This is a genomic window from Rhodococcus sp. UNC363MFTsu5.1 (assembly GCF_000686785.1).
GTDB classification, from domain to species: domain Bacteria; phylum Actinomycetota; class Actinomycetes; order Mycobacteriales; family Mycobacteriaceae; genus Rhodococcus_G; species Rhodococcus_G maanshanensis.
On the sequence record NZ_JMLO01000017.1, the window covers coordinates 1 to 23,821 of the forward strand.

At 69.1% G+C, this 23,821-nt stretch carries 22 protein-coding genes; 13 read left to right on the forward strand and 9 right to left on the reverse strand.

Annotated features, from left to right (window positions below; all coding sequences use genetic code 11):
* The 5 genes from BR31_RS32450 to BR31_RS0114860 form a co-directional block, all read left to right on the forward strand.
* Positions 1-579, forward strand: a 579-nt coding sequence (locus tag BR31_RS32450) for an asparagine synthase-related protein (protein ID WP_027501643.1), incomplete at its 5' end; no start/stop codon positions are given.
* 102 nt (positions 580-681) lie between these two features.
* Complete coding sequence (locus tag BR31_RS28805; protein WP_037176787.1) at positions 682-1,635, forward strand: EamA family transporter; 954 nt, start codon at positions 682-684, stop codon at positions 1,633-1,635.
* 102 nt (positions 1,636-1,737) lie between these two features.
* Positions 1,738-2,997 carry a Mur ligase family protein gene (locus BR31_RS0114850; RefSeq protein ID WP_027501644.1) on the forward strand — a complete coding sequence of 420 codons (1,260 nt, stop codon included), beginning with the start codon at positions 1,738-1,740 and terminating at the stop codon, positions 2,995-2,997.
* Positions 2,990-3,706 (forward strand): type 1 glutamine amidotransferase, encoded by a 717-nt coding sequence (locus BR31_RS0114855; protein ID WP_027501645.1) that lies wholly within the window; start codon positions 2,990-2,992, stop codon positions 3,704-3,706. The genes BR31_RS0114850 and BR31_RS0114855 overlap by 8 nt, the downstream gene beginning before the upstream one ends.
* A 158-nt stretch (positions 3,707-3,864) precedes the next feature.
* On the forward strand, positions 3,865-4,686 hold the full coding sequence (locus BR31_RS0114860) for a tyrosine-protein phosphatase (RefSeq protein ID WP_037176788.1): 822 nt from the start codon (positions 3,865-3,867) through the stop codon (positions 4,684-4,686).
* 58 nt (positions 4,687-4,744) lie between these two features.
* Here BR31_RS0114860 and BR31_RS0114865 read toward each other — a convergent pair whose 3' ends face one another.
* Positions 4,745-5,662 carry an AraC family transcriptional regulator gene (locus tag BR31_RS0114865; RefSeq protein ID WP_027501647.1) on the reverse strand — a complete coding sequence of 306 codons (918 nt, stop codon included), beginning with the start codon at positions 5,660-5,662 and terminating at the stop codon, positions 4,745-4,747.
* A gap of 96 nt (positions 5,663-5,758) precedes the next feature.
* Here BR31_RS0114865 and BR31_RS0114870 point away from each other — a divergent pair, with 96 nt between their 5' ends.
* Together BR31_RS0114870 and BR31_RS0114875 are read left to right on the forward strand one after the other, a co-directional pair.
* A complete protein-coding gene (locus BR31_RS0114870; protein ID WP_051637447.1) occupies positions 5,759-6,817 on the forward strand; it encodes a saccharopine dehydrogenase NADP-binding domain-containing protein in 1,059 nt (352 codons plus the stop codon).
* 364 nt (positions 6,818-7,181) lie between these two features.
* Entirely contained in the window at positions 7,182-7,808 is a 627-nt protein-coding gene (locus BR31_RS0114875; RefSeq protein ID WP_027501649.1) for a maleylpyruvate isomerase family mycothiol-dependent enzyme, read from the forward strand.
* Between the two features lie 23 nt (positions 7,809-7,831).
* On the opposite strand, the gene BR31_RS0114880 is transcribed toward BR31_RS0114875, so the two are convergent.
* From BR31_RS0114880 to BR31_RS0114895, 4 genes are all read right to left on the reverse strand, one after another.
* A complete protein-coding gene (locus BR31_RS0114880) occupies positions 7,832-8,608 on the reverse strand; it encodes a VOC family protein (RefSeq protein WP_027501650.1) in 777 nt (258 codons plus the stop codon).
* A gap of 79 nt (positions 8,609-8,687) precedes the next feature.
* Positions 8,688-10,118 (reverse strand): lipase family protein, encoded by a 1,431-nt coding sequence (locus BR31_RS28810; protein WP_081830497.1) that lies wholly within the window; start codon positions 10,116-10,118, stop codon positions 8,688-8,690.
* Between the two features lie 66 nt (positions 10,119-10,184).
* On the reverse strand, positions 10,185-10,793 hold the full coding sequence (gene recR, locus BR31_RS0114890; RefSeq protein ID WP_027501651.1) for a recombination mediator RecR: 609 nt from the start codon (positions 10,791-10,793) through the stop codon (positions 10,185-10,187).
* Between the two features lie 8 nt (positions 10,794-10,801).
* Complete coding sequence (locus tag BR31_RS0114895) at positions 10,802-11,101, reverse strand: YbaB/EbfC family nucleoid-associated protein (RefSeq protein WP_331281132.1); 300 nt, start codon at positions 11,099-11,101, stop codon at positions 10,802-10,804.
* Positions 11,102-11,266: 165 nt separating this feature from the next.
* Here BR31_RS0114895 and BR31_RS0114900 point away from each other — a divergent pair, with 165 nt between their 5' ends.
* Positions 11,267-11,986: an Rv3717 family N-acetylmuramoyl-L-alanine amidase gene (locus BR31_RS0114900; protein WP_197023624.1), complete on the forward strand. Its 720-nt coding sequence runs from the start codon at positions 11,267-11,269 to the stop codon at positions 11,984-11,986.
* 35 nt (positions 11,987-12,021) lie between these two features.
* Here the strand turns inward: BR31_RS0114900 and BR31_RS0114905 are convergent, their stop codons facing one another.
* Complete coding sequence (locus BR31_RS0114905) at positions 12,022-12,456, reverse strand: SRPBCC family protein (protein ID WP_027501654.1); 435 nt, start codon at positions 12,454-12,456, stop codon at positions 12,022-12,024.
* A gap of 255 nt (positions 12,457-12,711) precedes the next feature.
* On the opposite strand from BR31_RS0114905, the gene BR31_RS0114910 reads away from it, so the two are divergent.
* The 4 genes from BR31_RS0114910 (at position 12,712) to BR31_RS28815 (ending at position 18,365) form a co-directional block, all read left to right on the forward strand.
* Entirely contained in the window at positions 12,712-14,127 is a 1,416-nt protein-coding gene (locus BR31_RS0114910; protein ID WP_027501655.1) for an FAD-binding oxidoreductase, read from the forward strand.
* The gene (locus BR31_RS0114915) at positions 14,124-15,437 is read left to right on the forward strand and encodes a class I SAM-dependent methyltransferase (RefSeq protein WP_027501656.1); all 1,314 of its coding nucleotides are present in this window, start codon (positions 14,124-14,126) and stop codon (positions 15,435-15,437) included. Before BR31_RS0114910 ends, BR31_RS0114915 begins: the two co-directional genes overlap by 4 nt.
* 199 nt (positions 15,438-15,636) lie before the next feature.
* Positions 15,637-16,974 (forward strand): family 1 glycosylhydrolase, encoded by a 1,338-nt coding sequence (locus BR31_RS0114920; protein WP_231496498.1) that lies wholly within the window; start codon positions 15,637-15,639, stop codon positions 16,972-16,974.
* Positions 16,975-17,036: 62 nt separating this feature from the next.
* The gene (locus BR31_RS28815; protein WP_081830498.1) at positions 17,037-18,365 is read left to right on the forward strand and encodes a GDSL-type esterase/lipase family protein; all 1,329 of its coding nucleotides are present in this window, start codon (positions 17,037-17,039) and stop codon (positions 18,363-18,365) included.
* Between the two features lie 80 nt (positions 18,366-18,445).
* Here BR31_RS28815 and BR31_RS0114930 read toward each other — a convergent pair whose 3' ends face one another.
* Positions 18,446-19,216, reverse strand: a complete 771-nt coding sequence (locus BR31_RS0114930; protein ID WP_231496499.1) for an IclR family transcriptional regulator — start codon at positions 19,214-19,216, stop codon at positions 18,446-18,448.
* A 24-nt stretch (positions 19,217-19,240) separates the two neighbouring features.
* Positions 19,241-20,014 (reverse strand): SDR family NAD(P)-dependent oxidoreductase, encoded by a 774-nt coding sequence (locus BR31_RS0114935; protein ID WP_027501659.1) that lies wholly within the window; start codon positions 20,012-20,014, stop codon positions 19,241-19,243.
* 228 nt (positions 20,015-20,242) lie between these two features.
* Between BR31_RS0114935 and BR31_RS28820 the strand changes: the two genes are divergently transcribed.
* Positions 20,243-21,601 (forward strand): flavin-containing monooxygenase, encoded by a 1,359-nt coding sequence (locus BR31_RS28820; protein WP_051637449.1) that lies wholly within the window; start codon positions 20,243-20,245, stop codon positions 21,599-21,601.
* Positions 21,602-21,655: 54 nt separating this feature from the next.
* Here the strand turns inward: BR31_RS28820 and BR31_RS0114945 are convergent, their stop codons facing one another.
* Positions 21,656-23,797: a 3-hydroxyacyl-CoA dehydrogenase NAD-binding domain-containing protein gene (locus BR31_RS0114945; protein WP_027501660.1), complete on the reverse strand. Its 2,142-nt coding sequence runs from the start codon at positions 23,795-23,797 to the stop codon at positions 21,656-21,658.
* Positions 23,798-23,821 lie beyond the last annotated feature (24 nt).

Genomic DNA, 23,821 nt, shown 5'->3' on the forward strand with positions numbered 1-23,821 from the left:
CCGTCGGCGCAGGCCTTCCACGAGGAGACCGTCGCCAAGCTCGATGCCCTGCACAGCTACGACTGCCTGCGCGCGAACAAGTCGATGATGGCCTGGGGTGTGGAGGCGCGGGTGCCGTTCCTGGACCTGGAGTTCCTCGACACCGCGATGAGCATGGACGCCGCCCACAAGATGGCAGGCGGGGGCCGGATCGAGAAGGCCGTCATGCGCGAGGCGTTCGACGGGGCCCTGCCCGAGCAGATCCTGTGGCGGCAGAAGGAACAGTTCAGCGACGGCGTCGGCTACGGCTGGATCGACGGACTCAAGGACCACGCCGAGGCCGTGGTCACCGATGCCGAGCTCGCGTCCGCCGCGCAACTGTTCCCGCACAACACGCCGGAGACCAAGGAGGCCTACCTCTACCGGCGGATCTTCGCCCAGCACTTCCCCGGCGAGGCCTGCGCGGCCACCGTGCCCGGCGGCAAGTCCATCGCCTGCTCCACCCCCGCCGCACTCGAGTGGGACCCGGAGTTCGCCGCGATGGCCGACCCCTCCGGCCGCGCGGTGCAGGGCGTGCACGAACAGGCACTCGCCCGATAGCCGACGGCTCACCTTCCATGGACGGTTGATGTAGAAGAACTACATCAACCGTCCATTTATATTCGATTGTTCTGATACTTTCGCTCGCTCACGATTGACGGCATGACCAACCGTGATCGAGCCCTCGGACTGACCGTCGCGCTGCTGTGGGGACTGAACTTCCTCGCGATCCGCGCCGGACTCGATCACTTCCCGCCGTTCTTCTTCGCGGCGTTGCGGTTCCTGGTGATCGCGATCCCCGTTGTGCTCTTCGTGCCACGGCCGAACGTGCCGCTGCGCTGGCTCCTGCTGTACGGGTTCGGATTCGGCGTTGCGCAGTTCGGGTTCCTGTTCTGGGCGATGAACACCGGCATGCCGACCGGGCTGGCCTCCCTCGTGCTGCAGGCCTCGGCGCCGTTCACCGTCCTGCTCGGTGCGCTGCTGATGCGCGAGCACGTGAGCCGTCGCCAGCTGCTCGGGATCGCGGTCGCGGTCTGCGGGATGGCGATGATCGGCTGGGACCGTGCCCAGCATGCGGCGCTGCTGCCGGTCCTGCTCACCCTCCTCGCCGCGCTCGGCTGGGCCTTCGGCAACCTCGGCAACCGGCTCGCCAGGGCGGACAACCCGCTGCGGCTGACGCTGTGGATGACCGTGGTGGCGCCGCTTCCCATGCTGGCGCTGTCCGCCGCGGTCGAGGGCCCGACCACGGGCTGGTCCGCCCTCGGCGACTCGTTCAGCGCCGACGGCTGGCCCGCCCTCGCCGGACTCGCGTACATCGTCCTGCTCGGCACCATCGCCGGCTCCGGGCTGTGGTCCGCGTTGATGAGCCGCTACCCGGCGGGCGTCGTCGCACCGTTCTCGCTGCTGGTCCCGGTCGTCGGGATCGGAGCCGCCTGGCTGGTGCTCGGCGAGCGGCCGAGCGTCCTGTCCCTGGTCGGCGCGGTGGTCGTGGTCGGCGGCTGCCTCGGCGGCATGGCACGGCCGACCACTCCGTCCGCCGCGCGCGAGCCCGTGTCGACGACTCCGGCCACGGCCGGTCCAGTGACGATGCCCACGCCGGAACCGGCGCGAATCTGACCGTGGCCGCGGGTGTGGAAAACTCTGCCCGTGTCTACACGTCATGATGGGGCCACCCGCCCGGGTAATTCCGGGGCGACCCGCCCGGCCACCCGATTCTCCGTGCGCGGACGCCTCGCGCTGCGCGCCGCGGCCGCGGCATCCTGGGCCTCGCAGAAGGCCGGCCGGGGCAAGGGTTCGATGATCGGCGGCCTGATCGCCCTCAAGATCGACCCCACCCTGATGACCCAGCTCGGCCGCGGCAAGCGCACCGTGGTGATCACCGGGACCAACGGCAAGTCGACGACCACCCGGATGACGGCGGCGGCGCTGGCCACCATCGGCGACGTCGCGACCCAGGCCGACGGCGCGAACATGGACGCAGGCATCGTGGCCGCGCTCAGCTCCCACGTGGACGCGTCGCTGGCCGCCATCGAGGTCGACGAACTGCACGTCCCGCACGTCAGCGACGCCCTGCAGCCGCAGGCGATCGTGCTGCTCAACCTGAGCCGCGACCAGCTCGACCGGGTCGGCGAGATCAACATGATCGAGCGCAAGCTGCGGGCGGGCCTGGCCAGGCATCCCGACGCCGTGGTGATCGCCAACTGCGACGACGTGCTCGTCGCCTCCGCCGCCTACGACGCACCCAACGTGGTGTGGGTCGCGGCGGGCGGCGGCTGGGCGGGCGACTCGGTGAGCTGCCCGCGCAGCGGCGAGCCGATCGTCTGGGAGGAGCGCACCGGCGACGCGACGGGCATCGCCTACAACCACTGGCGCAGCACCGGAACCTCCTTCGAGCGGCCGACCCCCGACTGGTGGCTCGACGACGAGCATCTCTACGGCCCGGACGGATCGAAGATCCCGATGTCGCTGACGCTGCCGGGAAAGGCGAACCGCGGCAACGCCGCCCAGGCCGTCGCGGCGGCCGTCGCACTCGGCGCGCGCCAAGAGGACGCCGTCGCGGCGGCCGCCTCGGTCCGCGAGATCGCCGGTCGCTACAGCACCGTCCAGGTCGGCGCACACACGCTTCGGATGCTCCTGGCCAAGAACCCGGCCGGCTGGCAGGAGGCCCTGTCGATGATCGACCACGACGTCGACGGGCTGGTCATCGCGGTCAACGGTCAGGTGCCCGACGGTGAGGACCTGTCCTGGCTGTGGGACGTTCGGTTCGAGCACTTCGAGGGCGTCAAGGTGGTGGCGTCCGGCGAGCGGGCGACGGACCTCGCGGTCCGCCTGACCTACGCCGGCGTCGAGCACACCCTGGAGCCGAACCCACTGCGCGCCATCGCGTCCTGTCCGCCCGGGCGGGTCGAGGTGCTGGCCAACTACACGGCGTTCCGTGACCTGAACACGGCCATCGCGAAGGAGAACAGGGATGCCTGAGTCGACGGTGCGGATCGGGCTGGTGCTGCCCGACGTGATGGGGACCTACGGCGACGGCGGCAACGCACTGATCCTGCGTCAGCGGCTGCGGATGCGCGGGATCGATGCGGAGATCGTCGAGATCACGCTGTCCGATCCGGTGCCCGAGTCGCTGGACGTGTACACCCTTGGCGGCGCCGAGGATTCGGCGCAGCGCCTCGCGACCCGGCACCTGGCCCGCTACCCGGGTCTGCAGAAGGCGGTCGGTCGCGGCGCCCCCGTGCTGGCGATCTGCGCGGCCATCCAGGTGCTCGGACACTGGTACGAGACCTCGGCGGGCGAACGCGTCGAGGGCGTGTCGCTGCTCGACGTCACCACCTCGCCGCAGGCCGAGCGCTCGATCGGCGAGGTGATCACCCGGCCGCTGCTGGACGGGCTGACCCAGCCACTGACCGGGTTCGAGAACCATCGCGGCGGCACCAGCCTCGGCGCGGACGCGAAGCCGCTCGGCCGGGTCACCCACGGTGTCGGCAACGGCGTCGGTGACGGACTGGAGGGCGTGGTGCAGGGCTCGGTGATCAGCACCTACATGCACGGGCCCGCGCTGGCACGCAACCCGGAGCTGGCGGATCTGCTGTTGGCCCGCGCGCTTGGCGTCGACGCCCTCGAGCCGTTGGAGCTCGAGGAGGTCGACCGGCTGCGCCGGGAACGCCTCGCGGTCGGCCGCTAGCCGGGCTCGGCTTCCAGCACTGCAGCACTGCAGCCCTGTTGCAATTACATACCGTATTTTAACGAAATAGCCCCCTCTCGATCCGACACGCCGCTAGCCTCGGAGCCGTTCTCGCTCGAGCACCATGCCAATGTCTCTCGATCGAAAGAGGAACCCACGTGTCCCAGCGCACCCTCACCAGAACCAAGTCGGCGGCGGCCCTCGCCCTGACCGCAGGCCTCCTGCTCGCTCCCGTCCCGGCGATCGCCGCGGCCGCACCGACGCCGGTCGTGGCGATCGCCGCGACCGACCATTCGCTGCACCTGACGGGCGCTCCGAACGCCCGCGACCTGGGCGGCTACACCACCACCGACGGGAAGACCGTCCGGTCCGGGCTGGTATTGCGCAGCGATGCCCTCAACGCGCTGACCGCGGACGACCTGGCCAAGCTCGTGCAGCTGAACGTCAAGACGGTCGAAGACCTGCGCAGCAGCTTCGAGATCTCACGTGCCCAGGACAAGCTCCCCGCCGGTGCCACCTGGGTGAACCGCGACGTGGCCGGCTCGAACCCCGCCAATGCGATCGCGATGCTGAACCTGGCCGAGTTCTACAAGGTCATGCCGACCGATGCGGGCGCCTCCGCCGCATTCAAGGCCGCCCTGCTGGACATCAAGAACTCCCCCGACACGGTGCTCTACCACTGCACGAGCGGCAAGGACCGCACCGGCTGGCTGTCCGCGGTCCTGCTCACGATCCTCGGCGTCCCCCGCGAGACCGTGAACGCCGACTACATGCTCAGCAACGAGTACGTCGACCCGAACAGCGGCGGGTTGGGCAGCCTCGGGAGCATCAGCGGGCCCAATCCCGTCGAGCAGGCCTGGCTCGACAACGCCTTCGCCGCGGCGGACCAGAAGTACGGCAGCTTCGACAACTACGTGAGCCAGGGACTCGGTCTGACGAGCCAGGACATCGCCGACCTCAAGGCGAAGCTGCTCAGCTGATCGTCTCGCGGTCGGCCGGATCGTGCACTCGGCGAGTTGCGCAGAGCGCACGATCCGGTCAGACCGCGACGAGTGGGGGCTTGTCCTCGGCGCGGCGATACTGCCCTGGAGCGAGTCCGTATTCGCGCTTGAAGGCCTTGGCGAAGGCGAATTCGGAGCTGTAGCCGACCTTTCGGGCCACCACGCCGATCGGGCCGTCGGTCTCGCGCAGCAGGCGCGCGGCGGTCAGCATGCGCCATCGGGTCACGTAGGTAAGCGGCGGCTCGCCGACCGTTGCGGTGAAACGCCTGGCCAGAGTCGCCCGCGAGACGCCGGCGACGTCGCTGAGGTCCGGCACTGTCCATGAACGGGCGGGATCGTCATGGACGGCGCGCAGGGCGGCGGCGACCGCTGGATCCGCAAGAGCGCCAGCCCAACCGGTCGTGCGATCCCGAGCCTGGTCGTCGAGCCACGCACGCAAGATGAACAGCAACAGGGTGTCCAGCAATGCGGGAACCGCCGCGTCGCTACCCGGTCTCGGTTCAGCGATCTCGGCGACGAGTAGGTCCACGGCGCCGCGCAGCGCGGCGTGGCGGCCGAGACGTGCGGGGAGATGGACGAATTCGGGCAGCTCGCCCAGGAGCGGATGACTTCGCTGCCTGCCCAGTCCGTATGCCCCGCATAGCAATGCCGTCCGCACGCCCGGTCCGGATATCTCCCTCGGCTCGCCAGGTCGCGCGTTCTCGGTGACCGTACTGCCGAGGCTGTCCACCAGGTCGTGGTCCGCGCCGCGAGGCATGAAGACGACATCGCCGACGCCGAGCGCCATGGGTGCGCCGCCCGGCGGCACCAGCCAGCAGGAGCCCTCGAGCACCACGTGGAAGCCCGCGCCCGGCACCACCGGGTACCTGCGCCCCCACGGCGCGTGACGGACGAACATGCCCGAGGTCGGGTTGCCCGTGCGGATCGCGGCAACAGCTTCACTGAGAATGTCCACCACCTCACCCTACCGCTCATCCAGTGAGCGCTTGAGGCATAGAAGTGAGCAAACAAGCCATTGGTTCACTCAATCAATCTCCATACTGTTTGAGTCATGACAACAGCGAACTCCACCGACACCGTCAAGACGATCGCCATCTACGGCGCCACCGGCGCCACCGGCGGCTCTGTCCTCACCGAACTGAACCGCCGCGACATCACCCCGATCCTGGTGGGCCGCAACGCCGATCGGATGCGCGCCGCCGCCGCGGCCGTCGGGCTACCCGCCGCTGACGTTCGGGTCGCGGACCTCGGCGATCACGACGCACTGGTGGCCGCGTTCACCGGCGCCGACGCGGTGATCAGCAGCCTGCCCGCGTACGTCGACCACGGCGAAGCGGTGCTCGCGGCCGCGATCGACGCCGGGGCGCACTACACCGACCTGTCCGGCGAGCAGCTCTTCCTCAAGCGCGTGTTCGACGACTACGCCGCCCGTGCCGTGCGGGCCGGGGTGACGGTGGTCCCCGGCATCACCAACAGCAATCTCCCCGGCGACCTCCTCGGCTACCTGACCTCACGACGGCTGACGGGTCCGGTGGAGATCACGATGAGTCTCGTCGGCACGAGGGAAGGCAACGGGTCGAAGGGCAGTGCCCAGACGGTCCTGGCCGGCCTGGACTGGTTTCGCAGCGGCGGCTGGCACTTCCAGGACGGTGGACTGCGGACCGGCGAAACCGCGAGGCGCGCCGAGATGACCTTCCCCGGCGCCACCGAGCCCACCGGCGTGTCGAAGTTCCCGCAACCCCCGGTGCTCACGATCCCCCGCCACTCCGACGTCTCCTATGTGGAGGGCGTGCTGGAGACCGCATTCCACAGCCAGCTGACCGGCCTGAGCGCGGAGATCGTCGAATCATTGCCGAACGAGCCCACCCCGGGGTTGAGCTACGACTTCGTGGTCGACGCCTTCGGCGCGGACGGCCGCGCGGTTCGCGGTGTGGTGAGCGGCCCGGACTCGTACGTCGACTCGGCACTGATGGCGGTCGAGGCGGCGGTTCGGCTCGCGGACGGCGCTGCCGAGGCGGGCGTGCTCACGGCGGCCGAGGCCTTCGACGCCGAGAGGTTCCTCGACGCACTCGCGCCCTTCGGCATCACCTGGACGATCGACGAGCGGTAGGGGGCGGGCGACCGCAACCGGGATCAGACCAGACGCCGGACGGCTCGCCGAGCTTCGGGAGAGCGAACTTCCCCCAGACAGGGGTTCGGCCGGGGATGTAGCGATTAATCGCATCCTCGGCCGGATCTCTGCTTCTCAAGTTATTGACCGTTACCGGCCTTTCTTCTTGATCCGCACCACTGAGAGTACGCCCGGCGCGGCACCCTCGGCAATAGTTCTGACCTGCGAATCAGGGGTGAATTTCGCGACGCCGGGACCGGACACGATTGCGGAATCGGGCACCGAGGACGATCGTCAGAGGTACCGATGACGGCAGGGTCGCACCCACCGTGCGGGTCCGTCGGCAACTGCTCCGGGAGGCACCATGGCACCACCCAGCCCATGGCCCACGATTCACGCCGAGCGGTCGGCCCTCGCCGACGACCTCGCCTCGCTCACCGATGAGCAATGGTCGACCCCGTCGCTGTGCGGGCAGTGGTCGGTGTGGGAAACGCTCGGTCACATGACCGCGACCGCGAAGATGACGCCCGCGCGGTTCCTCCGCAAGATGGCCGGGACCGGATTCCGCTTCGAACCGATGTTCGCGAAAGAGATCGCGCGGGAGACCGCGGGCACCCCTGCCGACACCCTCGCCCAGTTCCGGTCCGCCGCGAACAGGTCCACAGCGCCGCCCGGCCCGGTCGACACCTGGCTGGGCGAGACGGTCGTGCACGCCGAGGACATCCGGCGCCCCCTCGGCATCACACACGAGTACCCGCCGGACGCACTCGTGCGCGTCGCGGACTTCTTCAAGGGCTCGAACCTGCTGATCGGTACCAAGACCCGCATTGCCGGGCTCACCCTCCGCGCCACCGACGCCGACTGGTCGACGGGGTCCGGGCCTGAGGTGACGGGACCGATGCTCCCCCTCGTCCTCGCGATGACGGGACGGCCCGCCGGACTGGCTGACCTGTCCGGCGACGGCCTGGCAACGCTGACCGAGCGGATCTGACCCGGCGCTCCGTCCCGACGCCGCTACTGCTGCTGAATCGAGGCGATCTGGAAGTTCGCGCCAAGCGGATCGGCCACCGCCGCCAACCGGCCGAACGGCGTGTCCTCCGCGGGGCGGACGACCGAGCCCCCGAGTTCGACCACCTTTTCGAGCGCCAGGTCCGTGTCCTGCACCCCGACGTAGAACTGCCAGAACGACGGGACACCCTCGGGCAGGAAGCCGGATGCGTCCATCGCACCCGCCACCATCTCGTCGCCGATCTTGGCCTGGGAGTACCGGAACTCGTCGCTGTCGCCGATCGGGTCGTACCTCCACCCGAACACGCTCTCGTAGAACGGCAACGCCGCCGCGTAGTCGCGGGACAACGTCTCGAACCAGACCGGGGCGCCGGCCTCGTCCACCAGACCGAATCCGCGGTGCTGATCCGCCTGCCAGACACCGACCACGGCTCCGGCCGGGTCGCCGATGATCGCCATCGTGCCCTGGTCGCCGACCACCATCGCCGGCATCATCACCTGCCCGCCTGCGGCCGCGGCCTTGTCCGCGGTCGCCGCCGCGTCCTCCGAGGCGAGGTAGACGGTCCAGACGTTGCCGTACGGATTGCCCTCCTGCTGCGGGCCGAGACCGGCGATCGGCTTGCCGTCCTTGCTGAAGATCGAGTAGCCGCCGTACTGCGGGTCCTCATTGGTGTCGGCCGCCCACCCGAAGAGCCCGGAGTAGAAGGGGATGACGCGCTGCGGATCCGAACTGGTCAGGTCCACCCAACACGGTGCGCCGACGATGGTTTTGGGTTCAGGCACTGCTGTCTCCTATGGCCGAGGTGTGGCTGCTGACGGTGTGCGGTGCCGAACCTACGCTCCCGCACCGACATCCGCGCGGTCACGCGGGCGGGCACTCGTCCGGCGCCGGAACTCCGCGCAACCGATCGTCGAGCCAGTGCAGCGCCCCCGGATAGCCGGTGACCGCGGCGACGAGATGCTCACCGAAGACCTCCCGGTACACCGCTGGAACGCCGAGCCCGCACTGCTCCAGGTAGAGCTCCCGTGCCCCCGCGGCCGGGATCCAGAACTCCTGCGCGCCGTTGTAGATGTACAGCGGGGTGCCCGACGCCATGCCTGCCATCTTCGTGACGCGATAGAGCTCGCGCGCCTGCGGCGAGGCCAGCGGATTGTCGATGTCGGCCATCACCTCGATCGGCAGGAACGTCACGCCCGCCGCACCGAGCGTGACGACGCACTGGTCCTTGAGCGGGGAGGTGGCCAGCTGCTGCGCCAGGTTGTTGGCGAGGGCGAGGATCTCGGTGCGCTCCCTCGCGATACCCAGCGTCGCGCCGTGGAACAACCCGGTCGCGAGATTGCCGTTCATGCTCCTGGTGAGCATCTCGAAGTTCGCGGGAACCCCGCCGAGCGCGGCGCCCACGATGGCGCCCGCCAGGTCCGGGGCGTAGGAGTCGATCAGCTTGACCGCGCCTTCGGTGGCGATCGCCCCACCCGAGTAGCCCGTCATCGCGAACTTGCTCGCGCCGAATTCGTCGGGCAGCGCGCGGTGCAGTCCGCGGATGGTGTCCAGGACCGCATGCCCCGCGACATACGGCTCGGCGTATGCCATTCTCGGCCCCTCGTGGTCCGGGATGAGGACCGCGTAGCCGTGCAGGGCCGCCAACGCGGTGGTCGGCGGGACGAAGTCGGCGACATTGGTGGACAGGTTCAGGCCGTGCGCCAGCGTGTAGCCGGGCGTGCACGCCCGCCCGAGCGCATCGATGGGCAGGTTGTTGACCAGGACCGGCCGACCGCCCGCCCCGGTCCACGGCCTGGCGGGGATGATCAGCGTCGCGGTCGCGTAGGAGGGCACGCCCACGGCGTCGGTTGTCCTGACCTTGATCTGGCGGACCTCCCGCACCGCCACACCGACGAGGGGCGCAGCCGCCGCGGTCACGTCCCGCATCTCCAACACGTCACCGTTCGCGCTGTCCCCCAGCGAGTCCGGCCACCGGTCGAAGAACGGGTCGCCCACGTCCGAGGGCATGACCGCGATCCGCAGCGCCTGGATTTCCGAGGGCTCCCCCGCGGCGGCCGCTATCGGCGGCACCTCACGCGGCGGGGGGCCGAGCGCCGGTGGCGGCACGATCGAGTCGACGATCGCAGGCAGCCCGGTGCCGGGAGGCGGCGGGACGGCCGTCTGCGCGGCGGCCGTCGCCCGCGCGGGGGACACCGCGAGCGCGATCGCCGTGGAGCACACGATGACCCCGCGTCGGGTGCGCCTCGCCAGAGCTCCCGTTGTCGTTCGTGCCCCTGCCCCGAGGACCGGCATACACCCACGCTAACACCGGAATCCGCCGCAACGGCGCACCCGGAGTGGCTCGATCCGCCGGTCGCGTCAGAGGGTTCGGCGCCCCGACAGCGCTCGCCCGAGGGTGAGCTCGTCGGCGAACTCCAGGTCTCCGCCCATCGGCAGACCCGAGGCCAGCCGGGAGACCGTCAGGCCGGGGAAGTCGCGCAGCATCCGAACCAGGTACGTCGCGGTGGCCTCGCCCTCGGTGTTCGGATCGGTCGCGATGATCACCTCCGAGACGTCGACGCCGTCCTCCTGATTACCGATGCGCGCCAACAACTCCCGAATGCGGAGCTGGTCCGGACCGACACCGCTGAGCGGGTCGAGCGCGCCGCCGAGCACGTGATAGCGGCCACGGAACTCCCGCGTCCGCTCCACCGCCTGGACGTCCTTCGGCTCCTCGACGACACAGATGACGGTGCGGTCGCGGCGGGCGTCCGCACAGATCCGGCACTTCTCCTTGTCGGACACCGTCCCGCACACGACGCAGAACTGCACCCCGTCGCGGACACGCTGCAGCGCGTTCTGCAGCCGATCGATGTCCGGCGGCTCGACGCTGAGCAGGTGGAAGGCGATGCGCTGCGCGCTCTTGGGCCCGATACCCGGCAGCTTGCCGAGCTCGTCGATCAGATCCTGTACCGGACCCTCGTACACCGGGGCCTCTAGAAGGGGAGCCCGGGCAGGCCGCCCGCGAGGGGGCCGAGCTTGCCCGCCGCGATCTCCTGCGCCTTGCCCGACGCGTCCGCGATCGCGCCGATCACCAGGTCCTGCAGGGTCTCGACGTCCTCGGGATCGACCACCTTCGGGTCGATCGTCAGCGCGACGACCTCGCCGGTCCCCTTGACCGTTGCCGTCACGAGCCCACCGCCGGCCTGGCCGGTGACCTCCGCCTGGGCGATCTCTGCCTGCGCGGCCATCAGGTGCTGCTGCATCTGCTGGGCCTGCGCGAGGAGCTGCTGCATATCGGGTTGTCCACCGGGCTGCACGTCGATGTCCTTTCTGCGTGTTGCCCCGTCAGCGTAGCCCCATCCGGATAGCGTGGGTCCGTGCGTGCGAAGTCGGCCGGGTACCGGAGCGTCCTGCTCACGGCCGTCGCTGCCTCGGCGCTGGCGCTGTCGGCCTGCACCATCCCGACCGAGACCGCCGCGGGCGTGACCGCGGCCCCCACCACCACCGCAGGCGAGTTGGTGCGATCGGCCACCCTCCAGGGCAAGACGGTGTTCCTCGATCCCGGCCACAACGGAGCCAACGACGCGGGGATGAGCGCGCCGGTCCCGACCGGGCGAGGCGGCACCAAGGAATGTCAGACCACCGGCACGAGCACCGACGGCGGCTTCCCCGAGCACTCCCTCAACTGGGAGGTCGTCGCCCAGATGCGAACCGAGCTCGAGAATCTCGGCGCACGGGTGCTTCTGAGCCGCGCCGACGACACGTCGGTCGCCCCGTGCGTCGACCGGCGGGCCGCCGACGCCAACGCGTCCGGCGCCGACGTGGTGGTCGCGATCCACGCCGACGGTGCCGCACCGGACCAGCACGGATTCCATGTCTGCTTCTCGGCGCCGCCGCTGAACGCGGTCCAGGCAGGCGCCTCGGTCGCCTTCGCCAAGTCCATGCGCGACGCCCTCGAGACGTCCGGCCTCACCCCGTCCACCTATGTCGGGGCGGGCGGACTGCTGCCGCGCGGGGACCTGAGCGGGCTCAACCTGTCCGAGCGGCCGTCGATCCTGGTCGAGCTGGGCAACATGCGCAACGCGGACGAGGCCCGCGCCATGACCAGCGAGGAGGGCAGGGCCCGGTACGCGCAGGCCGTGGTGTTCGGCATAGTCCGCTATCTCGACGGCCGCTGACCGAACGGATCGGTCAGCGGCCGCGGTGGTCGGCGTCAGGCCAGTTCGCGGGCCAGGTTCGCCAGCACGGCCGCCTGGATCTTCCGCAGCCCGGCAGGCGCGAAGGTGCGCTCGAAGAAGCCGCCGATGCCGCCGGCCCCCTTCCACTCGGTGGTCGTGGTGACCGTGGACCCGGCGCCGGAGGGGGCGACGGTCCAGGTGGTGACGAGGGTGGAGTTGGCGTCCTTCTCGGTCACCGTGTTGCCGTCGACGGTCACGGTGGCCTTGATGTCACGCGAACGCTTCTCGGTCGCCTTCAGCGTCCACTGCGCGATCGTGCCCGCACCCTGGCCGCCCTCGAGGACCCGGTAGTCCAGGTACTGCTCGGTGAGGATGCGGGGACGCACCGTCTCGTAATCGGTGAGCGCAGCGAGCGCCCGCTCCGGAGCCGCCGCGACCTCGACCGAACTGCTGGCGCTGACCTGTCCCACTGTGGATCTCCTTAGCATCTGCTGGCCGCACCCTGACGGTGGCCGACCCCGCCATCGTGCCCGCTCCGCGAACAGCCGGGCCAGTCCGCTCGACCGCGTGTGCCCCGGATCACAGCGACGCCGCGAACCCCGAACCGCGACCGGTTCGCAACATTTGCGTGACGTTTCTCCGGACCGCCTTCCACTTGGGTGGCCGGTGTCGCACCCAGGCGATAGCGTCGGGGGGTGGCTGCCTCTCAGAGTGCGTTGCAACGACTGGGTCGACGAACATCCACGCCGGGTCACACCGGCGCGGCGGCCCATCATGCCGGTGTCGAGCGCCTGCTCGCCAGCTATCACGCGATCCCGCCGTCGGCGACGGTGCGCCTGGCGAAGAAGACCTCAAACCTGTTCCGGGCGCGGGCGAAGACGAATGCGCCCGGACTGGACGTGTCCGGGCTCGGCGGGGTGATCTCGGTCGATCCCGCCGCCCGCACCGCCGACGTCGCGGGCATGTGCACCTACGAGGACCTGGTCGCCGCGACCCTGCCGTACGGCCTGGCACCGCTGGTGGTCCCCCAGCTCAAGACCATCACCCTCGGGGGCGCCGTCACCGGCCTCGGCATTGAGTCGACCTCGTTCCGGAACGGTCTGCCGCACGAATCGGTGCTCGAGATCGACGTGCTGACCGGCGGCGGGGAGATCATCACCGCCACCCCCGACGGCAAGCACTCGGACCTGTTCTGGGGTTTCCCCAATTCGTACGGCACCCTCGGCTACTCCACCCGGCTCCGCATCGAACTGGAACCGGTGAAACCGTTTGTCGCGCTGCGGCACCTGCGCTTCGACGATCTCACCGAACTGCAGCGGGCGATGGACCGCATCGGCACCGATCGCAGCCACGAGGGCGTCGCGGTGGACTATCTCGACGGTGTGGTGTTCTCGGCGACCGAGGCCTACCTGACCCTCGGGACGCAGACCGACGAGGGCGGCCCGGTCAGCGACTACACGGGCCAGCAGATCTACTACCGGTCGCTGCAGCAGCGCACCACGGATCGGCTCACGATCGCGGACTACCTGTGGCGCTGGGACACCGACTGGTTCTGGTGCTCGCGGGCGTTCGGCGCGCAGAATCCGCGGATCAGGCGATTCTGGCCGAAGCGCTACCGGCGCAGCAGTTTCTATTGGAAGCTGATCGCCCTCGACCAGAAGTACGACATCGGCGACCGGCTCGAACGCCGCAAGGGCAACCCTCCGCGTGAGCGGGTCGTGCAGGACGTCGAGGTCCCGATCGAGCACACCGCGGACTTCGTGTCCTGGTTCCTGCGCGAGATCCCCATCGAGCCGCTGTGGCTGTGCCCGCTGCGGTTGCGCGAGCCCGGGCCCGCGGGCGCGTCCGCCGTGCGCCCGTGGCCGCTGTATCCGCTCGAGCCGAAGCGGACCTACGTCAACGTCGGCTTCTGGTCGTCGGTGCCGATCACGCCCGGCGCCCGCGACGGCGAGGCGAACCGGCTGATCGAGGACACCGTCGCACGGTTCGACGGCCACAAGTCCCTGTACTCGGACTCCTACTACGACGCTGACGACTTCGCCCGCCTCTACGGCGGCGACAACTACTCGATCCTGAAGCAGAAGTACGACCCCGATTCGCGACTATTGGACCTGTATTCGAAGGCGGTGCAACGCAAGTGACCACGTTCAAAGACGCCAGTACCCAGACTCGCAACCACCACAAGCTCTCGATCGCCGAGATCCTCGAGACGGTGGCGGACGGTGAGATCCCGGTCCGCTTCACCGCCTACGACGGCAGCGCCGCGGGTCCGGAGGACGCCGAGTACGGCCTGACGCTCAAGTCCCCGCGGGGCACCACCTACCTGGCGACCGCGCCGGGCGATCTCGGCATGGCACGCGCCTACGTCGCGGGCGATCTCGACGCCACCGGGGTTCACCCGGGAGACCCATACGAGGTACTCCGGGTGATGGGCGACGACCTGCACTTCCGGCGGCCGTCGGCGCTGACGATCGCGAGCATCACCCGCTCGCTCGGCTGGGACCTGCTTCGGCCCATCGCCCCTCCTCCGCAGGAGGCCCTCCCCCGCTGGCGCAGGCTCGCGGAAGGCTTGCGCCACTCCAAGACCCGCGATGCCGAAGTCATCCACCATCACTACGACGTGTCGAACACCTTCTACGAGCACGTGCTCGGCCCGTCGATGACCTACACCTGCGCGGCGTACAAGTCGCCGAAGCAGAGCCTCGAGGACGCGCAGGAGAACAAGTACCGGCTGGTGTTCGAGAAGCTCGGGCTCAAGGCAGGCGACCGACTGCTCGACATCGGATGCGGCTGGGGCTCGATGGTCCGGTTCGCGGCCCGGCGCGGGGTCAAGGTGATCGGGGTGACGCTGTCCGCCGAGCAGGCAGCGTGGGCGCAGAAGGCCATTGCCGACGAGGGCCTCTCGGATCTCGCCGAGGTCCGGCACTCCGACTACCGGGACATCACCGAGACCGGCTTCGACGCGGTGTCCTCGATCGGGCTGACCGAGCACATCGGGGTGCACAACTACCCCGCCTACTTCGGTTTCATCCAGTCCAAGCTGCGTGACGGCGGGCGGCTGCTCAACCACTGCATCACCCGCCCGGACAACCGGCACCAGGCGCGCGCAGGCGGGTTCATCGACCGCTACGTGTTCCCGGACGGCGAGTTGACCGGGTCGGGCCGGATCATCACCGAGATCCAAAACATCGGCCTCGAGGTCCGGCACGAGGAGAACCTGCGCGAGCACTATGCGCTGACCCTCAAGGCCTGGTGCCAGAACCTGGTGGACAACTGGGACGCCTGCGTCGCGGAGGTCGGCGAGGGCACGGCGCGGGTGTGGGGGCTCTACATGGCCGGTTCACGGCTCGGGTTCGAACGCAATGTGGTCCAGCTGCACCAGGTGCTGGCCGTCAAGCTCGGCCCGAAGGGCCAGGCGGAGGTGCCGCTGCGCCCGTGGTGGAAGGGCTGACCGCCCGGATACTCCCCCGCTCGCTCTCGCCGTGATCGCGGCCACCCGGCAAGGGTGGCCGCGGCCGGCTGACCTCCACTGCTCGAAGATGCGCTGCCCAACGCATATCTGACCCAAAGCTGACCTACCGATCACTCGGTCAGCTAGTGTCTCCCGCATCACCACCGCGCCCGACGGCGCACGGATGCGAGGAGAACTGATGCGTCGACGAACGAGCGGCCTACTGGCGGTGCTGACGGGGCTCGCGTTGCTGGCCGGCGGGCCCGCGGCCGCCGCGCAGGGCAGCGGCGGCAGCGTGGACGGCGTCGGGAGCACCGGGTCCATCGAGCCGGTCGACAGCCTGCCCGCCGACTTCCTGTGGGGAGTGTCCTCATCGGGGTTCCAGTCGGAGGGCTATTCGCCGGACAGCAACTGGATGCGCTACGAAGCGGAAGGCAAGACCAAGGACCCGGTCGGCACGTCCGCCGACTTCCGCCACCGATACAAGGAGGACATCCAGCACGCCAAGGACCTCGGGACCAGGGTGTACCGGATGGGCGTCGAGTGGGCGCGCCTCGAACCCCAGCAGGGCCGCTACGACGAGACCGCCTGGGCCTTCTACGACGACGTGGTCGCGAGCATCCGAGCCGCGGGCATGCAACCGATGATCACCCTCGACCACTGGGTGTACCCCGGGTGGGAGTTCGACCGCGGCGGGTGGAACAACGCGGGCATGGTCGCCGACTGGCTTGCCAACGCCCGCAAGGTCGTCGACCGGTACGCGAAGTACGACCCGTCCTGGATCACCATCAACGAACCGTCGGCATACCTGTTCCAGGAACTCAGCCACGGGGGCCTCGACCCGGTGAACACCCCGGCCGCCCTCGATCGGTGGGTCCAGGTCCACTCCGGGATCTACGACTACATCCACCAGGTGCAGCCGGGCGCGCAGGTGTCCTCGAACGTGGCCTACTTCCAGGCGGTCGAGGCCGCGATCGACACCACCTTCCTCGACCGCATCACCGACAAGCTCGATTTCGTCGGCCTGGACTACTACTACTCGATGTCTCCCACGGACCTGAGCTACGCCAACGTCTTCTCGGAGCCGTGGAAGGCCAGCGCGGCGCCCGACGGTCTGTACTACGCGCTGCGCCACTACGCGAAGCGCTTCCCGGGCAAGCCCCTGTACATCGTCGAGAACGGCATGCCGACCGAGGACGGCAAGCCCCGCCCGGACGGTTTCGCCCGCGCCGACCACCTCCGCGACGCCGCCTACTGGCTGCAGCGAGCAAAGGACGACGGCATCAATGTCGTCGGATACAACTACTGGGCCACCACCGACAACTACGAATGGGGAAGCTACACACCCCGTTTCGGCCTCTACACCGTCGACGTGAAGAACGATCCGACGCTTGAGCGGAAGCCGACCGAGGCGGTCGCGGCGTACCGGTCTCTCATCGCACAGGGTGGAGTCCCGACCGACTACCAGCCGAGCAGGCCACCGACCGCGTGCTCGCTGGTCGACGGACTCGACAGCTGCCTGAGTCCGGCCAACTGATCGCCGACGCGGCGCCCCAAGGGCCAGGCGACGTTTCAAGTGAACCCGACAGAAGGATCTGCATGTCAAGGGATTTCAGGTATGGATTACTGGCGACGATCTGCGCGTCCGCGCTGGCGGCAACAAGCGTCACCGCCAGCGCGTGGGCAGGCGTGCCGAGCGCCGGATGCGGTGATCGGCACTGGGTGAGCGCCTGGTCCGCGAGCCCGACCGATGCTGTCGAGGCCACCGGTTCCGGGATGCCGGGCGGCGACCAGACCTACCGCGTCGTGGTGACGCCCCACCGCGGCGGGGACGACGTACGGATCCGGCTCAGCAACCGGTTCGGCAGCGAACCCGTCACCTTCACCCGGGTGACCGTCGGACGCCAGACCCATAGTGCCGCAATCGATCCGGATTCCGTCCGCCCGGTCACCTTCGACGGCGGCAACACCTCGACAACGGCCGCGCCGGGGACGGACATCCTGACCGACCCCGTGCCGATCACCGTCGAGGGATTCCAGCCGCTGTCGATCAGCATCCACACCGACGGTCGGGCAGGCCGGGTCACCGGGCACGCCAGCGGGAACGCGACGAGCTTCTACACGCCGCCGGGGCTCGGGGACCACACAGCGGATATCGGCGGTGACGCTTTCAGTCACACCACCATGCGGGTTCCGTTCGTGTCCCAGGTGGACATGCTGGCCCCGGCCGGTGTCTCGACGGTCGTCGCCTTCGGGGACTCCGCCACCGACGGGCATGTGGGTGCGGACTTCCTTGGCAACCCACAGGTCGACGGGGTCGTCGACCGGAACGTGCGCTACCCGGACTTCCTCCAGCGCCGGCTCGACGAGGCCGGCGGCGAGGTCGTCGTCACGAATGCCGGGATCGGCGGCAATCGTCTGCTCTCCGACGGGATGGTTCCGGCACTCGGACGGGCAGGCGAGTCGCGGATCGAGGCCGACGTGCTCGACCAGTCCGGTGTCACCGATGTGATCGTCTGGATCGGGATGAACGACCTCGGAATGCCGATCGGCGCACCGTACGAACAACTCGTCGCGGGGTACACCAGGGTCATCGGCCGACTGCACGACGCGGGCCTGCGGGTACACCTCGGCACCATGATGCCCGCGTCGAACTCGCTCGCGGCCGGACTGACCAGCTTCCCGCCCGCCGATCCCGTCCGGGTCCGGGTCAACTCCTGGATCAGGTCGCAGCACCTGTCCGACAGCGTGATCGACTTCGACGCCGCCGTTCGAGACCCGAACAACCCCAGCATCATCGACCCCGAGTACGCCAGCGCGGACAACCTCCACCCGACCCCCGAGGGATACCGGCTGATCGCCGACACCGTGGACATCACCGAGTTCGTCGGGAACGCCTGCCACTCCGGGAGCAGGTCTGGGAGATGAAAAGGACCTACACGGCAAGGGGTTTCAGGACTTGACCGCGCACGAGCACTCCTCCGGGCCACGGCCGGAAGCCGGTCGGCTCACTCTGCGGGAGCGGCCTGCCGGACGCTGCGGGCGATCTCGGCGGCGGCGCTCTGCACCGCCACACTCATCCTGCGATCGGTGGTGATGCGGCTGAGCGGCCCGCAGATCGAGAGGGCCGCGGGCGTCGGGTGACCGTGCGCGATCGGCGAGGCGACACACCCGAGGCCGGGCAACGCCTCACCGCGGTCGAAGGCGACGCCCTCCACGGCGACCCGGTCGAGCTCGTCCTCCAGCTCGCGCCTGCCGCCCGACCGCTGCGCGTCCCGCCGGTTCAGACGACCGAACACCGGCTGGTCGAGGGCCTCCCGCGGGAGCGAGCTCAGCAGGGCCTTCCCCACCGCGGATCGGTGCGCCGGGTACCGGCCGCCGATCCGCGAGGGGATCTTCGCCCCGAATGCGCCGGAGATCTTCTCCCAGTAGATGCCGTCGGCCCCGTCGAGGAAGGCGAGGTGGACCACGGCCCCCGTGGATCGGTGCAGTTCCTGCATGATGGGCAGGGCGGTGCGGTGGAACCAGTGGTTGCGGACCGCCCTCGATCCCAGCTCGAACAGTCGGACTCCGATCTCGTACCGGGTCCCGACCCGGGTGAGCCACCGCCTCTGCACCATCTTCTCGAGCAGTCGATGCGCTGACGATGTCGGGATCCCGGTCAGTCGCGATGTCTCGCTGAGAGTGAGATGCCCACAGTCGTCGAGCGCCTGCAGCACCAGCTCGATCCTGTCGAACATCTGCAGGGATTGCGTCTGCTCACCCTCGTTCACCGCCACGACCTCCTCTCCGGCCCGAACCGGCTAGACGCCGAAACCGCCGGACACCGAGATCTGTTGCCCGGTGATGTAATTGGCCTCGTTCGAGGCCAGGAAGACGCACGCAGCCCCGATGTCGGCCGGCGTGCCCCAGCGCTTGAGCGGCACCAGCTTGTGGACCTCGCGTTCCCACTCCTCGTCGAAGACGCCCTGGGCCTTGAGCTCGAGGAACATGCCCGCCTCGATGACGCCGACCAGCACCGAGTTGGCCCGGATGTTGTGCGCGCCCTCCTCCTTCGCGATACCGCGGATCAGCGATTCGTTCGCCGCCTTCGGGATCACCGACAATCCGTCGAGCGCCGGGAACCAGTGGTCGCCCGCAGATCCGAGATGGACGAACGAACCCCCGCCGTGCTCGCGAAAGTGCGGCAGCACGGCGTGCGCGGCGGCGAACAGTCCGAGGGTCTCGATCTCGATCGACCGCCGGTACTGCGCGGGCGTCGTCTCGGCGACGGTGATCTGGTCGACGACCGGGCCCGCTCCCCACACCACGGTGTGGATCCGCGAGTGTTCGCCGACGACCTCCCCGAGCACCCGCGAGACCTCCTCGTCCGCGCGGACGTCGACCTGGTGTGCGCTCGCCTTCACTCCGAGCGCCCGCAGCTCGGCCACCGTTTCCTCGGCGACCTCCCGCTTGGAGTTGTAGCAGATCGCGACGGCGCTGCCTGCCCTGGCGAACTCGCGGGCGACACCACGCCCGATGCCGCCGCTGCCGCCGAAGACCAGGGCAGCGCCCTCAGGAAAGCTCAAGGTCAGCATGCACGTGCTCCGTTCGTGTCCGATCCGAATCCCGCGCTGCCGTCGGAGGCCGCGCCGGGTGTGACCGGACGCCGTCGATGTGCTCCAGGCCACACCGGCTGAACGTAGCCGCCGCACCCAGCGGCGAACATACGGTTTCCCTTGTCGCGGGAACCCACAGGTCACCGTGCCGATCGTGTGCCAGCGGATCCCCCGCGACCGGGTGGTTTCCGCGGTTACTGTGGACCCATGGGCACCCGAACGCCGTCCACCTGTGTCATCGGCGCCGGCCTCAGCGGGCTGGTCGCGACCAAGGCGCTGCGCGAGCGGGGGCTACCGGTCGAGACGTTCGAGATGAGCGACCGGGTCGGCGGCAACTGGGCCTTCAAGAATCCCAACCGGCGCTCGTCCGCGTACCGCTCGCTGCACATCGACACCTCCAAGGAGCGACTCGGCTTCTCGGATTTCCCCATGCCCGACGACTATCCGGACTTCCCCTCGCACGAACAGGTGCACGCGTACTTCGAGTCCTATGTCGACCGGTTCCGCCTCGCGGAGAGCATCCGGTTCCGGACCGAGGTGCGTCATGCCCGCCGGCTCGAGGGCGGCGGCTGGGAACTCGAACTGTCCGACGGCGGCCGCCGCCACTGCGACGCGCTGATCGTCGCGAACGGCCACCACTGGGACCCCCGCTGGCCCGAGCCCGCCTTCCCCGGCGAGTTCGCCGGCCGTCAGATCCACTCCCACGAGTACATCGATCCCACCGAACCGATCGACATGCGGGGCAAACGAATCCTGGTGGTCGGCATCGGGAACAGCGCCGTCGACATCGCGTCCGAACTCAGCCGCAGGGACCTCGCCGAGAAGGCGTTCATCTCCACGAGGCGGGGCGCGTACGTGATCCCGAAGTACGTGTTCGGCAGACCGATCGACACGATCATGCGCACGATGCCGCACGTGCCGCTCGGCCTGCAGAAGTCCCTGGCCCGCGGCCTCATGCGGATCACCGTCGGGCGGATGGAGAACTACGGCCTCCCGACCCCGGACCACAAGCTGCTCGAGGCGCACCCGACCGTGTCGAGCGAGCTGCTCGTCCGGCTCGGCTCCGGCGACCTGGCCGCGAAACCGGACATCCGGCGGCTCGACGGCACCGAGGTCGAGTTCACCGACGGAAGCCGCGAGCGCATCGACGTCATCATCTACGCGACCGGGTACAGGATCACCTTCCCGTTCTTCGACGAGGAGTTCATCTCGGCGCCCGACAATCGGCTGCCGCTGTTCAAGCGGATGATCAAGCCAGGGGTGGACGACCTGATCATGATCGGTTTCGCGCAGGCGATTCCGACGCTGTTCCCGTTCTGCGAGCGGCAGGCCAGGTGGGCCGCGGCGTACCTGGCGGGCGACTACGCGTTGCCGGACATCGCCTCGATGGAGGCCATCATCCGCGCGGACGAGAAACGGGACCTCAAGCACTTCGTCAAGAGCAAGCGGCACACCATGCAGGTCGATACCGCCGTGTACGAATGGGGCCTCGACGCCGAGGAGTCCGCCGGTCGCGCCCGCGCCGCCGCAGGAACCGGGCGGCGTCTCGCCCCAGGAAACGACTGAAGGTGCCCCCCACCCGGTCGGACCGGGCGAGGGGCACCTTCAGGAGTTCGGTGCCTAGGCCTTCAGCGAGGCGGGCGGGGTGAAGCGCTCGCCGTACTTCGCGGCGAGCTCCTCCGCACGCTTGACGAAGCCCTCCTGGCCGCCGGGGTAGCCGGCGACGAACTGGCTGACGCCACCGGTCCAGGCGGGGTAGCCGATGCCCATGATCGAGCCGATGTTGGCGTCGGCGGTGGACGTGATCACGCCCTCGTCGAAGCACTTGACCGACTCGATCGCCTCGATGAACAGCATGCGGTCGATCAGGTCCTGGATCGGCGGGGTCACCGAACCCGACTTGAAGTGATCGCGCAGGCCCTGCCACAGGCCGGTGCGCTTGCCGTCCTCGTAGTTGTAGAAGCCGGCGCCGCCGAGGCGGCCCTTGCGGTCGTTGCCCTCGACGAGGTAGTTGATGACGTCACCGGCCGGATCCGCGGGCAGGGTCTTGCCCTCGGCGATCGCCGCGGCCTTCGACTCCGCACGGATCTTCTGCATCAGCGTCAGGTTCAGCTCGTCCGACAGCTGCAGCGGCGCCGCCGGGTAGCCGGCCTGCATGCCCGCCTGCTCGATGGTGGCCGGCTCGATGCCCTCGGCCACCATGCCGATGGCCTCGTTGACGAAGGTGCCGATGACCCGCGAGGTGAAGAACCCGCGGGAGTCGTTGACCACGATCGGGGTCTTGCGGATCGCCTGCACGAAGTCGAACACCCGCGCCAGCGCCTCGTCCGAGGTCTTCTCGCCGCGGATGATCTCCACCAGCGGCATCTTGTCGACGGGCGAGAAGAAGTGGATGCCGATGAAGTCCTCGGGACGCTTGACCCCGGTCGCCAGGTCGGTGATCGGCAGCGTCGACGTGTTCGACCCCAGCAGGGCGTCGGCGTCGACGATGTCCTCGATCTCCTGGAACACCGATCGCTTCAGGTCGGGCGACTCGAAGACGGCCTCGACGACGAAGTCGACGCCTGCGAAGTCGGCCGGGTCCGCGCTCGGCGTGATCAGCGACAGCAGCGCCTTCGACTTCTCCTCGGTGGTCTTGCCCCGGGAGAGCGCCTTGGCCTCGATCTTCTCGGAGTACGCCTTGCCCTTCTCGGCGGCCTCGATCGTGACGTCCTTGAGCACCACCGGGATCCCGGCCTTGGCACACACGTACGCGATGCCGGCGCCCATCATGCCTGCGCCGAGGACACCGACCTTCTTGATCTCACGCTTGGGGATGTCCTTCGGACGCGAGGCACCCGAGCCGATGGCCTGCATGTCGAAGAAGAACGCCTGGATCATGTTCTTCGCGACCTGCCCGGTGACGAGCTTGGTGAAGTAGCGGGACTCGATGGTCAGCGCGTTGTCGACGTCGACCTGGCTGCCCTCGACCGCGGCGGCCATGATGGCGCGCGGGGCCTCCATCGGCGAGCCCTTGAGGGTCTTGCGCAGGTTCGCCGGGAAGGCGGGCAGGTTCGCCGCGAACGCCGGGGTGGCGGGGGTGCCACCGGGGATCTTGTAGCCCTTGACGTCCCACGGCTGCACGCCCGACTCGGGGTTGGCCTTGATCCACGCCTTCGCGGCGGGAACGAGCTCCTCGACGGAGGAGACGACCTCGTCGATGAGGCCGATCTCCTTGGCCTGCACCGGTCCGCGCTGCTGGCCCTGCAGGAGCAGCTGGGTCAGCGCGGTCATGATGCCGAACATGCGGACCGTGCGGACCACACCGCCGCCGCCGGGAAGCAGGCCGAGGGTGACCTCGGGCAGACCGATCTTGACGCCCTTGACGTCCGCGGCGATGCGGTGGTGGGTGGCCAGCGCGATCTCGAGGCCGCCACCGAGCGCGGCACCGTTGATGCAGGTGACGACGGGCTTGCCGAGGGTCTCGAGGCGACGCAGGTCGGCCTTGAGGGTGACGCTGTGGTTGAAGATCTGCTCGGCGTCCGCCGGGCCGACCTTGATCATGTTCTTGAGGTCGCCACCGGCGAAGAAGGTCTTCTTGCCCGAGGTGAGGACGACGCCGGCGATGGCGTCCTTCTCCGCGTACAGCCGGTCGACGGTGGCGTTCATGGACGCGATGTAGGCCGCGTTCATGGTGTTCGCGCCCTGGTTGGGGTCGTCGATGGTGAGCACGACGATTCCGTCGGCGTCCTGCTCCCAGTTGATGATGTTCTGCTCGCTCACTGCTTCAAGTCTCCTGGTAGTCCG